Genomic DNA, 13,519 nt, shown 5'->3' with positions numbered 1-13,519 from the left:
ACGCTCGAGCCGCTGGCCTCACTGACGGCCGAGGAGATCGCCCTCACCGTCGGGCCGAACATTCAGCGCTATCTGACGGGCGCGCTGCCGGGCCTTACTCGGTGAAACGCTGGTGCTCCTCGTCGGTTACGTCGCGGGCCTCGTCGGGCAAGAGCACCGGGATGGAGTTCTCGATCCGATAGGCCTTACGTAGGCGAGGGTTGTAGAGAAGGCCGTCGGTCTCGCCGCCGATGAGCAGGAGTGTCCCGCGGTCGATCGGGCAGACCAGGATGTCGAGGAGTGCGGCGTCAAGAGGCATGTCGGTGATATCAGCCCAGTGGGATGTTCTCGTTGAAGATCTGCTGGCCCCCGCCGCCGCTGACGCCGATACCCGGTCCCGGATTGACGTTGGGCGGTCCACCGTTCGGGTTGTTGGTTCCGTTGGTGCCGCTGATGCCGATATGGACGGGCTGCTGTGGCTTCTGGGCAGCTTTGAGGAACTGAGACTGCGTGGCGATGACCGACTTCAGCGAGTTGATCAGCGGCATCTGGCTGGGCCGCTTGTCGAGCGCGGCCTTGAGGGCGTCATTCTGCGAGGAGCTCACCTGGGCGCCCCTGGCTCGTAGCTGAAGCGCCGTGCGGACCAGGTTGGAGACCTGACCGCCACTGGTTCCGGTGGAGTACTCGTGCGCGATGTCATCAAGCACATCGGCGCTGGCGGTGCCGGCGCCGGGCCCGAACACCAAGGCTGCGGAGAGACCGGCGGCGGCCAGTGCGGTGCCAGTGAGGGCACGTAGGCGTGTCGGCATGACGAGTTCCTTCCGGGTATCGCGGAGGTCAGCCTAACAACAACACGGCACATCAGCAGCGGAAGGCGACCCGAACGGCGCTGGTACGGCCCCGCTGCGGGTTACTGCGCGGCGCCCTGCAGCGCGTCATACGTCGCGGCGGTCAACCGATGGTAGGCACCTGATTCGGGGTCCAGATACCAGGTTTGCCGCCCCGGTTTCGGGAACCCGGCCTCCCGAAGCTGTGTGGTGGACGGGCGATACGTAGCGCTCAGTGGCAGGTTGGGTACCACCTTGACGATATCGGGGCGCTCCGAGATCGGAACAGAGGCAAACGCTTCCGCCAGGTCGGCCGGGGATATCGCTTCGCCGGGCCGCAGAACCACAGCGGTCACCGCGACGTTGGTCTCACCGGACTCCACGGGATATGTGGCGACCAGGTCGATGGCGCTCACCGAACCCAGTGCGTGACTGGTGGCTTCGGCGTACACAACGCCACGTCCTGTACGGATCGCGGTGTTGCGGCCGTCGAGCATCCAGAAGTCGCCGTCCTCGTCGCGGCGGAAAAGGGACTCCGACGACACCCACGTATCACCTGGGGCGAACACGCCGCGCCGAACCGCCGCGGCGGGGTCCACATCGCCAGGGGGCTTCGCCAAAAGCAGACCGACCTCGCCGGGCCTGGCGATCTGGACGAATCCGTCTTCCCCCTCGATGATGACGTCGTCAATGGGGTCATATGCGGCGAGCCGAACCTTGCCGCCACCGGGAAGCGGTCGGCCCTTGCTGCCAATTTTGGTACCCGACACATTGGCCAACACCGCTTCCCCGTCGGTGGTCGCGAAGAACTCCACGACGTGGGCGGGCGCGAATCGCTCGGTGACACGTCGCCACAGGCCCGAGGGCATACCCGAACCGATGAACAACCGCACGGGGTGATGCGCACCCAAGGCCAACGAAGGGTCGTCGATGACCTCGTGCATCATCGCCCAGGTGTACGAGACAACGGTCACGCCGTACTGATGCACCTCTTGCACGAATCGATCGGGATTGAGCACGCGCGACAGGGCAATTCGCGCACCACCGGCCACTGCTCCACCCAGGCTCACCAAGAGCCCGGACTGATGGTGCAGCGGTGTGAGGCAGTACACGGTGTCGTTGGCGGTGAGCGCGGCCGCCGAGGCGGTGCCGAACGCCGACAAGGCCCACCGGTGATTGGTGATCTGCTTGGGCACCAGGCGGGATCCATATCCGCTGAACATCACGAAGGCAAGATCGCGGGCTTGCCCTGGATCGGGCCGGTACCAGCCGGGCAGCTCGACCGCGTCGGGGTCGATCTTCTCCATGTCGATGATGGAGCCGTCGTCCGGAATGGACAGGTCACGTGACTCGCCGCCACCAAGCACCAGAATGTGCACAGGAAGGTCTTGTGCGGCAGGAAGATTCGGCGGATCGGTGAGCAGCTCGGAAATCTCGCCCAGCCTGACCGCGACCACAAGGTCGGCATCGGGTGGCAGCAGCACCGCGACGGCCCCCAGCCGGGACAGCGCGGCTATCGCCACCAGGGCGCTGGGCCGGGTCTCCATCAGAACACCCACCCGGACACCCTGACGTACACCTACCTCGATGAGGCCCCTGACCACGTTGTTGATGCGGCGATCCACCGCCTCGTAGGTGTGTACCCGGCCGTCGAACAGGAAGCTCTCGCCGTGGGGCGTGCGGCGGGCCTGTTCGGTCATCAACCGGCCCAGAGAGATTCGGGTGTGATCGTGGATCTGCCCGAGGCGAGTCAGTCGCGGCAGCGTCCGCACCGCTTCGACAGCAATGGATTTCACCGATTTGTTGGCGGCTGCCGCGGCCGCTCCCGCCGTTCGGGCGGCGGCGATGGCCACCTCGGTGGTGGTGCTCAAGCCATGCGCTACCCGAGAGGCGAGCGGGACACCGCCGCCGTCGAGCTGGCCGCTCTCGTGCTCGTACATGAGGTCGACCGACGGGGGTTTCGTCTCCTCGCCCTCACGCCATTGCACCCACTGGCTGACCGTCGGCCACGTCTGGGCCACCGCGGTCGAGCCGACGACGAGACCGAAGTGACCGGCGCGGATGAGGTACTCGTACACGTCGGCCTTCGGTGCGGCGCGCAGGATGCCGCGCACCGACGCCGGCTGTCCGATGTCGTCGACCTCGCCGACCACCGCCAAGACCGGGCAGGTGATATCGCTGAGCGTCACCACGCGGTCGTTGACGGTGAAGCCGCCGGTGGTCATTCGGTTATGCACCACGAACTGGCGCAGCAACTCGGCAATCGCGGGACCGGACCAGGCGATCCACCCCTCATTGGCGAGGAACTTGCGCTGCTGCTCGCGCGGCAGCAGGGCATCGCGGTCGTGCAGCTGGCGTAAGAAGTCGAGGCGACCCTTGACGGTCTTGACCGGGTCCAGCATCTGGAAGCCGATGCGCGCCGACCACGCCGGGATGGAGAACCGGCTGAATATGTGGTCGGCCATGAACTCGGCGATATCGGCCGAAAGCCCGGCGGGCAGACCCATGGGCATGGCGGCGTTGGCGTCGACCGGCGAACCGAACGTGATGATGCTCGCGATGGTGCGCGACTTGCGCAGTGCCGCAGTCTGATAGCAGAACATGCCGCCTTGTGAGTATCCGGCCAGGTGTATCTGACGGCCCGTGATCCGATGCACGGTCTCGATGGCGTCGCTGACGGCCACCACGTGATCGGACAGGGTGCGTTCCATGCCACCGGCCATCCGGTCGGGGCTGCCGAAGTCGATGACCCATGGATCGATACCGGCGCGGTGCAGGATGCCGACGGCGCCGCCATCCTGGGTGACGTCCCACATGTCGGCGGCCATCATCATCGGATGCACCATGAGGACCACCGGTCCGGCGTCCTCTGTCTCGGAAGATCCCGGTGCGAAATAGCGGCGCAGCCGGTACATCGGCACGCTTTCGACGATCTGGTGCGAGGAGGCGGTGCTGCCGGTTTCGAGTCCGCCGAGACGCAGAACCTCCAGCCCGTTCTGCGCGGTGGCCGCCAGGCGCGCGACGGGCTTGGCCAAGGAGGAGAGATTGAAGGACACAGCTACTCCTTAGACCGACCATCCGCGATATTGCCCAGGTGAGGGCCTGCATATCCTGTCACAGCGGGCGGATCGGGCAGACCGAATCCCCGTCACCGGATAGGAAGCGACGTTGCGACGCGAGCCTCTACGATGACGCGGTGGGGAATCTGTTGCTACGGCCGCTGCGCCTCTGGGTGATGTATCTGCCGCAACTGGCCGCGTGTTATCTGCTGGGGCTGCTGGGGCGGAACATTGTGATCGAACTCGCCGCCAAGTACGCCTGGAACAACTATCTGGTGGTCGACCTGCTGATGCCATTCGCCGGTCTGGCCCGTCTCGGATCGATCATCGCGATGTTCCTGGTACTGCGCCCGGCGATCCCGGCGCTGGCGACGATGCCGAGGATCTCATTCCGCAATGTCGACATCTTCGCCAACGTCGTGCTGCCGTTTTTCGTTATCTATCTGGCTTGGAAGATGTTCCAGGATGATTGGCTGATATACGAGCAGAAAGTCATGTGGCACCGGATAGGTGTGCACATGACAACCGGCGAAGAGACAGCCACATTGGGGAATATCCCGATAACCAACTACATCTGGGTACTTATTGCCGGTGCTTTCGTCCTTCGGCTCGCGTTGAATCTCAAGTCCGTCAAGAGCCGGCTGCCGGCGTGGTTTGTTTTCATCAGGGTGTATCTCGATGCATTGTGGGTTTTCCTGGTCCTGTCCTTCTCAGCCAGTAAGGGTGTGAGCTTCTTCCTCAGCCCATCGACTTGGTTCGGCGAACGTCGCATCGTGGTCTGGTTCGAGGACATGCGTAGCGAGTTGTTCTCGCATTTTCGCCCACTGGAGGTTCTGTGGAGCTTCGCGGGCGACGCGCTGCATATCATCTGGGGCGCCGCGGCAGTGCCGCTGATCTGGCTGGCCATCGCCGGTATCGTCTACGGCTCCTCTGACAAAGCCAGCTGGCGTGGAGTGCTACGCCGACTGGCCGGTCTACAGGCTGCTGAGGCCGCGGCCAACAAGCTGGCGCCCGCCCGAGACCGGGTGCAGCGTCAGGTAAGTGGGCGGCTGTCCGAACAGACCCGAAGTAAGGCAAAGGATTGGCTACTGTCGCAGTTCGGCAGCGCCAGACCCATTATCGACTCGGCCCGCCTGGTGTTGCACGGGGGCTTGGTGGTGCTCTCCGCCTACGTATTGGTGTACCTGTGTCTGTCCTGGCTAGACATGTCGGATAGTTTCCTGACAACGCAAATGCAGGTGGGCGGGTATTTGACTCGTGGCTTTGCCTGGATATTAGGTCCGCATCCTCTGTCGTTCTGGAATGGTGTTGCTCCCATACTGACCGCGATTTCAGGTGTTCTTGTCGCGTCGCTGCGCATGTGCGTCGTTGCGTCGGTCTTCGCCCACTGTGTTGAACGAGTCGAAGCGGAATCATCGGCGCTAGCTGACAATGAGGTTGTCGACTATCCGGCCGACCCGGACGAGCTTGCCCCGGTAAATCCCGTTGTCGCAGGGCCGTGAAAATCAGGGGATTTCAAGCCTGACAAGAATTTCGCCGGTGCCTCCCACCGGGTTCACCAGGTCCACCGCGGTCATCGTGACATCGTCAGGCACCAAAAAGGTGAACTGCAGGTTTCCCGGTTTCTCACAGTGATTGACGACGCCGTCAGGCAGTGGTCCGGTATAGAGCAGGAACTGAGCCTCAGGCCACAGATGCGAACCGTCGGTCATTCTTCCCACACAGAAGAAATTATCTGGGACCGGGCCTGAGCGTTCTATTGTGACCACCGCCAATTCCGCCCCCTTCGGGACGATCCCGTTTGCCCCACGCGGGGCCTTGCCGAGGTGTGTGACTCCGACGAGACGCCATGTCTGTCCGTAGGCATCACCCGACTGGCCGGCGGCAACCAGATTAAGAGGCTTGACGCTTGCTCGATAGTCAAGCCAGGGGCCGCGGAACGAGACCACCCACACCCCGGTGAACACCGCGATGACAACCGCCCCCGCAATGACGTTGCGAAACCATAGGCGCGAATGCAACGGCGGATCATTTGTCGTGTTCTCGCGTCGATGGCGTGGTCCCTCGATATCGATTGCCGTCTCGCTCATTGATTGCCCACCACTGTTTTCGGAAGCGCGAGCACGGACGAACGCGGCGCATGCTCAGGGTCGAGCGGAATGTCGATGACAAGCCGAGAGTCCCATTTGTACATCCCGGCGGCGTAGAAGATGTACAGCTGCGCAGAGCGCGCATGCTCAAGCACATCTGAGCTGACCTCGAAAACGAATACACCGGTCTGTGGAATCAGCGGAGTCAGCCTGGCGCCGAACAATGTGGAGCCCTGAAGTCGGTTGTCAGGCGTATAACCCCGCTCACCAAATGCCAGTATCGCATCGGCCTGTGAGGCTTCGGTCATGGACGTAATGGTGAGCTTGACGACGACCCACTGGCCGACGGACTTGATGTTCCGTTGCCGCGGAGAGAAACCCGTATGTTTGACGACGGGTGCCACCCCGGCTTTGGTCACCGTGGCGGAGAACAGCCGACCGGTTACCGAGCTGCCCATAGTGCCATGAACATCAAAGCCATTTTGTGTGGTGGCGGCATTTGGCAGGCGATTCCAGACGAACACCGAGGCGGATAAGATAACGGCCACCACCGCGGCAGTGCCGGCTAGACGCAATAGCGGTGACGAGGAACGCAATGCAGCAAGATTCTTGGAGAGGATCACGACGGCACCTCCACCCGCACAGTAGTTGTTGCGGTCTCGTTGGAGTCAATCCAGCCTTCACCGTAGTTCACCAAGCCGCGACTGAAGGTTCGATAGGGCACCTGGATCGATACCTGGGAGCCCGGCGGCACGGCGGCGGTAGGAACGCTCCACACCACCGCCACCTTCTCGGTGAGATCCGGTTGTAGCAGAATCAGATTGCTGCCGTCCTCGATCCGATACACCGACGGGTCCTCGGAGTGCGTTCCAAACGGGCCCTGTACATCTGCCACATCTCGCAGCGCGAACTGGTTGGCGACCACGTCGGCTCTATCGGCATCGTTGGTAACCTCCGCGACGACAGCAAGGTACATGCGCCCGGGTTTTTCCTTCGCAAGCACCGCTTCGCCTCCGGTAATTTCCGGCAGCAGAGAAGCCTTATGCACCGTGATGGTGAACTCGCCATTGTCGAAGGGTTTGCCGAGATCGAACGTCTGCGGCGTCTTGTCAACCTCGTCCAATCCGCCGAACCCGGCGGTGGCGAGAACCGCGAGCACAACGACCACATGCCACATTTGTACGAACGCCAGCTCGCTCCACCACGTGCGTACTGTCCGGGCGGCTCGTGCGAGCAGTCCGTGTTTGGTGTGCGCCCCGAGGGGCTCGATTGTCGGGTTCGGGGCCAACGCTTGGTCGGGTACGGCACTGTCGGGCCTACGCCATGCCGCATTCGGGTCGTCCGGTGTCTCGCCCCCCGGACCGGGGCCCGACAACGTCGGGTCCGGCTCACCGTCCATGGCTGGATATTAGCCTGGATGCTGGCCGCTCGGACCGCGCAGGACGTGCAGACGGGCCAGCACCAGTTCGCGCTGTTCAGCAACGCGTTCCGGCGCGGTGCCGCCTCGCGCACTGCGCGAGGCGACAGACCCGGAGGTGGTGAGCACGGCGCGCACCTCCCCTGTCAGGGCCGGATGAATGGATCCGAACTCGGCCTCGGTGAGGTCTTCCAGACCGACACCACGTGCCTCCGCCGCGCGAACCGCCTCCCCCGCCGCCTCATGCGCGATGCGGAACGGCACACCTTGGCGCACCATCCATTCCGCCAGGTCAGTGGCCAGGGTGAATCCAGCCGGGGCGAGAGCCGCCATGCGTTCCGTACGGAACCGCAGCGTGGCGACCAGTCCCGCCATCGCGGGTAGCAGCAGCTCCAGCTGAGCCACCGAGTCGAACAGCGGCTCCTTGTCTTCCTGTAGGTCCCGGTTGTAGGCAAGCGGCTGCGCCTTCAACGTGGCCAGCAGCCCGGTGAGGTTGCCGATCAACCGTCCCGACTTTCCGCGGGCCAGCTCGGCGATGTCGGGGTTCTTCTTCTGGGGCATGATCGAGCTACCGGTCGACCAGGAGTCATCGAGTTCGGCATAGCCGAATTCCGTTGTGCTCCAGAGGATGATGTCCTCGGATAGGCGCGATAGGTCGACCGCGATCATCGCGAATACGAAGGCGGCCTCGGCCGCGAAGTCGCGTGCTGATGTCGCATCGATCGAATTGTCCGCTGCCGCGGTAAATCCCAGATCCAACGCGATGGAGTCGGGATCCAGGCCGAGTGAGGAGCCTGCCAGTGCGCCGGCCCCATAGGGAGAGACGGCGGTGCGCCGGTCCCAGTCGACGAGTCGGTCCACATCGCGCAACAACGGCTGTGCGTGCGCGAGTAGATGGTGTGCGAGCAGCACCGGTTGCGCGGCCTGCAGATGAGTCTTGCCCGGCATGATCGCCTGGGGGTGCGCGCCGGCCTGATCGGCCAGCGCTTGCACCACGTCGAGCACGCCGTCGGACACTCGCCCGGCCGCATCACGCAGCCACATCCGAAACAGCGTGGCCACCTGATCATTTCGCGAACGGCCCGCGCGCAGGCGACCGCCGACATCGGACCCGACACGTTCGATCAGACCGCGTTCCAGCGCGCCGTGCACATCTTCGTCGCTGTCCGCGGGGACGAACTGCCCCGAAGCGACATCGCGGTCTAGCTGCTGCAGCCCGTCCACCAGGGCAGACAGCTGCTCATCGGTGAGTAGATCCGCCTTACGGAGCACCCGCGCATGTGCAATAGATGCCCGAATGTCGTACGGCGCCAACACCCAATCGAAATGGGTGGACTTGCTCAGTGCGGCCAATGCGGGCGCGGGTCCGCCCGCGAACCGGCCGCCCCACAGTGATCCCTCGTTGGTGCTCACTTCCCTGACAGGTCCCGCTGCGCGGAGATCTTCGACGACAGTCCGTGGATATGCACGAAGCCCTTGGCGCTCGACTGGTCGAAGCTATCGCCCTCGTCGTACGTAGCCAGGTTGAAGTCGTAGAGAGACTCGGCGCTGCGGCGGCCGTTCACCGCGATGTTTCCGCCGTGCAGCACCAGTCGGATATCACCGGAGACGTGCTGCTGGGTATCGGCGACGAACGCCTCCAGCGAGCGCTTCAGGGGCGAGTACCACAGGCCGTCGTACACCAGCTCGGCCCACTTTTGGTCGGTGTGCCGCTTGTACCGGCCGAGCTCACGCTCCAGGGTGACGTGCTCCAGCTCCTCATGCGCGGTGATCAGAACCATTGCGCCTGGGGCTTCGTAGATTTCGCGGCTCTTGATGCCGACCAGACGATCCTCGACAACGTCGAGACGACCCACGCCCTGCGCACCCGCACGGCGGTTGAGTTCGACGACGGCCTCCAACACGGTGACCGGATTGCCGTCGATCGCTGTCGGCACGCCCTTCTCGAAGGTGACGATCAGCTCATCGGGCGCCCCCCAGTTGAGTGTCGGATCTTCGGTGTAGTCGTACACATCCTTGGTAGGAGCGTTCCAAAGGTCTTCCAGGAAACCGGTTTCCACGGCGCGACCCCAAACGTTCTGGTCGATCGAGAAGGGAGACTTCTTGGTTACATTGATCGGGATTTCGTTCTCGGCGGCGAATGCGATGGCCTTTTCGCGGGTCCAGGCATAATCGCGGACCGGTGCGAGCACCTCCAGATCCGGTGCCAGCGAGGCGAACCCAACCTCGAACCGGACCTGATCGTTGCCCTTGCCGGTGCAGCCGTGAGCGACGATCCCGCCGCCATGCTCGCGCGCGGCGGTAACCAGGTGCTTGACGATCAGTGGGCGGCTGATGGCCGATACCAGCGGGTACCGATCCATGTAGAGCGCGTTGGACTGCACGGTCGGCAGGCAATACTCATTGGCGAATTCGTCGCGGGCGTCGATGACCACCGCTTCGACGGCGCCGCAGTCGATGGCACGCTGGCGCACCACCTCCATGTCCTCGCCGCCCTGGCCGAGGTCGATCGCGACGGCAACCACCTCGCGGCCGGTCTCTTTGCCGATCCAGCTGATCGCCACCGACGTATCGAGCCCACCCGAGTAGGCAAGGATTACGCGGTCAGAGGTTGTCATGATTCTCCTTTTAAGCAAGCTGTTCGAACTGTGCGGCGAGCTGAGCTCCGGTCAAGGGTTCGCGGGCGATCACCGCAATGGTGTCATCCCCCGCGATGGTCCCGACAACGTCGGGTAACGCGGCGCGATCGATCGCGCTGGCGAGATAATGCGCGGCACCCGGCGGTGTACGCAGCACCGCGAGATTACCGCTGGAGTCGGTCGCTACCAGCAGCTCCCCCAGCAACCGGGAGAGCCGGTCGGTGCCGCCGGACACGCCACGAACAGGACTGCCGTCTTCGGGCACCACGTACACCCCCACTCCGCCGTCGGCGGCGCGGAGCTTGACGGCACCGAGCTCGTCGAGATCCCGGGACAAGGTGGCCTGCGTGGTCTCGATGCCCTCGGCGGCCAGCAGCGCCGCCAGTTCACCCTGGCTGCGCACCGACTGGGTGGACAGCAGTGCGACGATGCGGGCTTGGCGCCCCGCGCGGGTGTCGGCGGCATGCGAGGCTGTCACGGCGTTCTCCGCTCGTCGCGCCGGTGGCTCATCGGCGCTGCTCCAGCAGCCACACCAAGAGGGCCTTCTGGGCGTGCAGACGGTTCTCGGCCTCATCCCAGACCGCGCTCCGGGGGCCGTCGATCACCTCATCGGTGATCTCCTCACCACGGTGGGCGGGAAGGCAGTGCAGGACAATGGCTTCCGAGTCCGCCACGCCGAGCAGATCTTCGTTCACCTGGAACGGCCGGAACGGCCGGACCCTGTCCAGCCCGTCATTCTCCTGCCCCATCGAGGTCCAGGCATCGGTGACGAGCACATCTGCGCCAGCCGAGGCGGTCCGCGGGTCAGCGGTCACGGTCACCGAAGCGCCGGTGTCGGCGGCGATCCGCTCGGCCTCGGTGACGTACTTGACATGCGGCGCAAACCCATTGGGCGCTGCGATCGTCACGTGGATACCGGCGGTGACGCCACCGATCATCAGCGAGTGCGCCATGTTGTTCGCGCCGTCACCCAGATACGTCAGCCGCAACCCGGCCAGTGAACCTTTGCGTTCGGCCAGTGTCTGCAGGTCCGCGAGCACCTGGCATGGATGGAAGTCGTCAGACAGGGCGTTCACGATCGGCACCGTGGATCCGGAGGCCATGGCGGTCAGGCGTTCCTGCGCGTAGGTCCGCCACACAATGGCTTCCACGTAGCGGGACAGCACCTGCCCGGTGTCCTCGAGGGTCTCCTCGCGACCCAGCTGAGTGGTACGGCTGTCGACGACCACGGCGTGCCCACCCAGCTGCGCTATGCCCATCTCGAAAGAGAAGCGGGTTCGGGTGGAGTTCTTCTCGAAGATGACAGCGACCCCGTGCGGCCCCTCAAGCGGCCGCCGCGAAAACGGCGCCTTCTTGAGTTCGGCGGCCAGCGTCAGGACTTCGGCCTGCTCGGCAGGTGACAGATCGTCGTCCCTCAGAAAATGCCTGATATTTCCCGCCCGGCTCATGCCAGCTCCTGTCCTGCTGCGGTGTCGAGGATGCCGGGCAGCGCGGCGACGAACTCCCCGATCTGTTCGTCGCTGATGATCAGCGGTGGGGCCAGACGCAGCACGTCGGGTGCGGCGGCGTTGAGAAGGAAGCCGGCCTCGCGTGCCGCGACCTCGGCGGCCTTGGCGCGCTGGTCCTTCAGGACGATGCCCAGGAGCAGTCCTGCGCCACGCACGCGTGCGACCAAAGGGTGGTTCAGCCCTTCGATGGCATGGCTCAAAGACTTTCCTGCCGCGGCGGCATGGTCGATGAGGTTCTGCTCATCGAGGACCCGCAAGACGGCCAGGGCCGCCGCGGCACAGACGGGATTACCCCCGAATGTGCTGCCGTGCAGACCCGGAGTGAGCAGCTCCGCGGCCGCCCCGGTGGCGATGCAGGCGCCGATGGGCAGCCCGCCGCCAAGTCCCTTGGCCAGAGTGACGATATCGGGGGTGATACCCACCTGTTGGTGCGCGAAAAATGTTCCGGTACGGCCGATTCCCGTTTGCACCTCGTCGAGCACCAGCAGCGCGCCATAGCGGGCGGTGATCTCGCGCACTCCGGCGAGGTAGCCCTCCGGTGGAACCACCACGCCGCCTTCACCCATGATCGGTTCCAGGAAGACCGCGGCGGTGTCACCATCGACGACAGCCTCGATGGCGGCCAGATCGCCGTAGGGTACGTGAACCACCCCGGCGGGCAGCGGCTCGAACGGGGCCTGCTTGGTCGGCTGACCGGTGAGCGCGAGCGATCCCATGGTTCGTCCATGGAAGGCGCCTTCGGCCGCTACGACTTTCGTGCGTCCGGTGAGCCGGGTCAGCTTGAACGCGGCCTCGTTGGCTTCGGTGCCGGAATTGCAGAGAAACACCCTGCCGGGAACGCCCAGCCGCGCGATGAGCCCCTCGGAGAGTTCGATGCCGGGGCCCGTCGCGTACAGATTCGACGTGTGGCCGAGTGTGGAGAGTTGGTGGGTGACGGCATCGATGACGGCCTGGTTGCGGTGGCCCAATACGTTGACGGCGATGCCGCCCAACAGATCCAGGTACCGCTTGCCGTCGACATCGGTGACGACGGCACCGTCGCCCTCGGCAAGGACGACCGGCGGTGTGCCGTAGTTGTTCATCATGACGTTTTCCCAGCGTTGCTGAGTCTCACTGGTACTGCTCACGATCGACTCCTGACGATTGTCCCGACGCCCTCGTCGGTGAATAGTTCGACCAATACGCAGTGCTCCACGCGCCCGTCAATGATGTGGGCGCTGGGCACTCCCCCGTCCACCGCGCGCAGACATGCCTCAACCTTGGGAATCATGCCCGATTCCAGCGCGGGAAGGAGCGCGCGCAGATCCTCGGCGGCTATCGCGGTCACCAGCGACTCCCGATCCGGCCAGTCGGTGTACAAACCCTCGATATCGGTGAGCATCAGGAGGCGTTCGGCGCCAAGGGCTTCGGCGAGCGCACCGGCCGCCGTGTCGGCATTGAGGTTGTGCACCACACCATCCACGTCGGGGGCAAGGGTGGACACCACCGGGATACGTCCGGCATCGATCAGATCCAGGATCGCTTCCGGATTCACCTGTGCCACATCGCCGACCAGTCCGATATCGGTCTCGACGCCATCCACGGTCGCGGTGCGCCGCACGGCCGTGAACAGTTGTGCGTCCTCACCCGTGATCCCCACGGCGTATGGCCCGTGGCTGTTGATCAACCCGACGAGCTCACGGCCGACCTGGCCGAACAGCACCATGCGTGCGATATCCAGCACTTCCGGCGTCGTTACCCGGAAGCCGCCCTTGAACTCGCCGGACACGCCAAGTTTTTTCAGCATCGACGTGATCTGCGGGCCGCCGCCGTGCACGACGACAGGATGGATACCGCAGTTGCGCAGGAAGACCATGTCTTCGGCGAAGGCCGTTTTGAGGGCGTCGTCCGTCATCGCGTTACCGCCGTACTTGATCACGACGATGGTGCCGTGCAGCTTCTTGAGCCATGGCAGCGCCTCGGCCAGCACGCGTGCCTTTTTCGGGGCCTTCATGCGGCCG

At 64.4% G+C, this 13,519-nt stretch carries 13 protein-coding genes and 1 pseudogene; 2 read left to right on the top strand and 12 right to left on the bottom strand.

Going from position 1 to position 13,519, the window contains the following annotated elements:
- Window positions 1–3: 3 nt before the first annotated feature.
- Window positions 4–105, top strand: a pseudogene (locus DSM43276_RS10395) (TetR/AcrR family transcriptional regulator); the annotation flags it as partial.
- On the opposite strand, the gene DSM43276_RS10390 reads toward DSM43276_RS10395, so the two are convergent.
- The 3 genes from DSM43276_RS10390 to DSM43276_RS10380 form a co-directional block, all read right to left on the bottom strand.
- Window positions 95–298 carry a Trm112 family protein gene (locus tag DSM43276_RS10390; protein ID WP_078326171.1) on the bottom strand — a complete coding sequence of 68 codons (204 nt, stop codon included), beginning with the start codon at window positions 296–298 and terminating at the stop codon, window positions 95–97. The pseudogene DSM43276_RS10395 and the gene DSM43276_RS10390 sit on opposite strands and share 11 nt — an antisense overlap.
- Window positions 299–308: 10 nt before the next feature.
- Complete coding sequence (locus DSM43276_RS10385) at window positions 309–788, bottom strand: hypothetical protein (RefSeq protein WP_078330685.1); 480 nt, start codon at window positions 786–788, stop codon at window positions 309–311.
- Between the two features lie 101 nt (window positions 789–889).
- Window positions 890–3,862, bottom strand: coding sequence for an acyl-CoA synthetase (locus DSM43276_RS10380; RefSeq protein WP_136629031.1), 2,973 nt, complete (start codon window positions 3,860–3,862; stop codon window positions 890–892).
- A gap of 179 nt (window positions 3,863–4,041) precedes the next feature.
- Between DSM43276_RS10380 and DSM43276_RS10375 the strand changes: the two genes are divergently transcribed.
- Window positions 4,042–5,367 carry a hypothetical protein gene (locus tag DSM43276_RS10375; protein ID WP_078330684.1) on the top strand — a complete coding sequence of 442 codons (1,326 nt, stop codon included), beginning with the start codon at window positions 4,042–4,044 and terminating at the stop codon, window positions 5,365–5,367.
- Window positions 5,368–5,370: 3 nt separating this feature from the next.
- Here DSM43276_RS10375 and DSM43276_RS23810 read toward each other — a convergent pair whose 3' ends face one another.
- From DSM43276_RS23810 to argB, 9 genes are read right to left on the bottom strand one after another with little or no spacing between them, the layout of a single operon-like run.
- A complete protein-coding gene (locus tag DSM43276_RS23810) occupies window positions 5,371–5,955 on the bottom strand; it encodes a hypothetical protein (RefSeq protein ID WP_234803075.1) in 585 nt (194 codons plus the stop codon).
- Window positions 5,952–6,578, bottom strand: a complete 627-nt coding sequence (locus DSM43276_RS10365; RefSeq protein WP_078330667.1) for a hypothetical protein — start codon at window positions 6,576–6,578, stop codon at window positions 5,952–5,954. Before DSM43276_RS10365 ends, DSM43276_RS23810 begins: the two co-directional genes overlap by 4 nt.
- Entirely contained in the window at window positions 6,575–7,354 is a 780-nt protein-coding gene (locus DSM43276_RS10360; RefSeq protein ID WP_078330666.1) for a hypothetical protein, read from the bottom strand. The genes DSM43276_RS10365 and DSM43276_RS10360 overlap by 4 nt, the downstream gene beginning before the upstream one ends.
- 9 nt (window positions 7,355–7,363) lie before the next feature.
- Window positions 7,364–8,785, bottom strand: a complete 1,422-nt coding sequence (argH, locus tag DSM43276_RS10355) for an argininosuccinate lyase (RefSeq protein WP_078330665.1) — start codon at window positions 8,783–8,785, stop codon at window positions 7,364–7,366.
- Window positions 8,782–9,990 carry an argininosuccinate synthase gene (locus DSM43276_RS10350; protein ID WP_078330664.1) on the bottom strand — a complete coding sequence of 403 codons (1,209 nt, stop codon included), beginning with the start codon at window positions 9,988–9,990 and terminating at the stop codon, window positions 8,782–8,784. Before DSM43276_RS10350 ends, argH begins: the two co-directional genes overlap by 4 nt.
- Window positions 9,991–10,000: 10 nt before the next feature.
- Window positions 10,001–10,489, bottom strand: coding sequence for an arginine repressor (locus tag DSM43276_RS10345; protein WP_078330663.1), 489 nt, complete (start codon window positions 10,487–10,489; stop codon window positions 10,001–10,003).
- Between the two features lie 28 nt (window positions 10,490–10,517).
- A complete protein-coding gene (argF, locus tag DSM43276_RS10340) occupies window positions 10,518–11,459 on the bottom strand; it encodes an ornithine carbamoyltransferase (RefSeq protein ID WP_078330662.1) in 942 nt (313 codons plus the stop codon).
- A complete protein-coding gene (locus tag DSM43276_RS10335; RefSeq protein ID WP_078330661.1) occupies window positions 11,456–12,646 on the bottom strand; it encodes an acetylornithine transaminase in 1,191 nt (396 codons plus the stop codon). Before DSM43276_RS10335 ends, argF begins: the two co-directional genes overlap by 4 nt.
- Window positions 12,643–13,512 carry an acetylglutamate kinase gene (argB, locus tag DSM43276_RS10330; protein ID WP_078330660.1) on the bottom strand — a complete coding sequence of 290 codons (870 nt, stop codon included), beginning with the start codon at window positions 13,510–13,512 and terminating at the stop codon, window positions 12,643–12,645. The genes DSM43276_RS10335 and argB overlap by 4 nt, the downstream gene beginning before the upstream one ends.
- Window positions 13,513–13,519 lie beyond the last annotated feature (7 nt).

It is taken from the genome of Mycobacteroides salmoniphilum (assembly GCF_004924335.1).
Lineage (GTDB): Bacteria > Actinomycetota > Actinomycetes > Mycobacteriales > Mycobacteriaceae > Mycobacterium > Mycobacterium salmoniphilum.
This window is presented reverse-complemented; position numbering and strand designations above follow the sequence as displayed.

Excerpts from the sequence above, each read along its gene's own strand:
- DSM43276_RS10390 (WP_078326171.1), bottom strand. The coding sequence starts at position 298 with ATGCCTCTTGACGCCGCACTCCTCGACATCCTGGTCTGCCCGATCGAC.
- DSM43276_RS10385 (WP_078330685.1), bottom strand. The coding sequence starts at position 788 with ATGCCGACACGCCTACGTGCCCTCACTGGCACCGCACTGGCCGCCGCC.
- DSM43276_RS10375 (WP_078330684.1), top strand. The coding sequence starts at position 4,042 with ATGTATCTGCCGCAACTGGCCGCGTGTTATCTGCTGGGGCTGCTGGGG.
- DSM43276_RS23810 (WP_234803075.1), bottom strand. The coding sequence starts at position 5,955 with ATGAGCGAGACGGCAATCGATATCGAGGGACCACGCCATCGACGCGAG.
- DSM43276_RS10360 (WP_078330666.1), bottom strand. The coding sequence starts at position 7,354 with ATGGACGGTGAGCCGGACCCGACGTTGTCGGGCCCCGGTCCGGGGGGC.
- DSM43276_RS10350 (WP_078330664.1), bottom strand. The coding sequence starts at position 9,990 with ATGACAACCTCTGACCGCGTAATCCTTGCCTACTCGGGTGGGCTCGAT.
- argF (WP_078330662.1), bottom strand. The coding sequence starts at position 11,459 with ATGAGCCGGGCGGGAAATATCAGGCATTTTCTGAGGGACGACGATCTG.
- argB (WP_078330660.1), bottom strand. The coding sequence starts at position 13,512 with ATGAAGGCCCCGAAAAAGGCACGCGTGCTGGCCGAGGCGCTGCCATGG.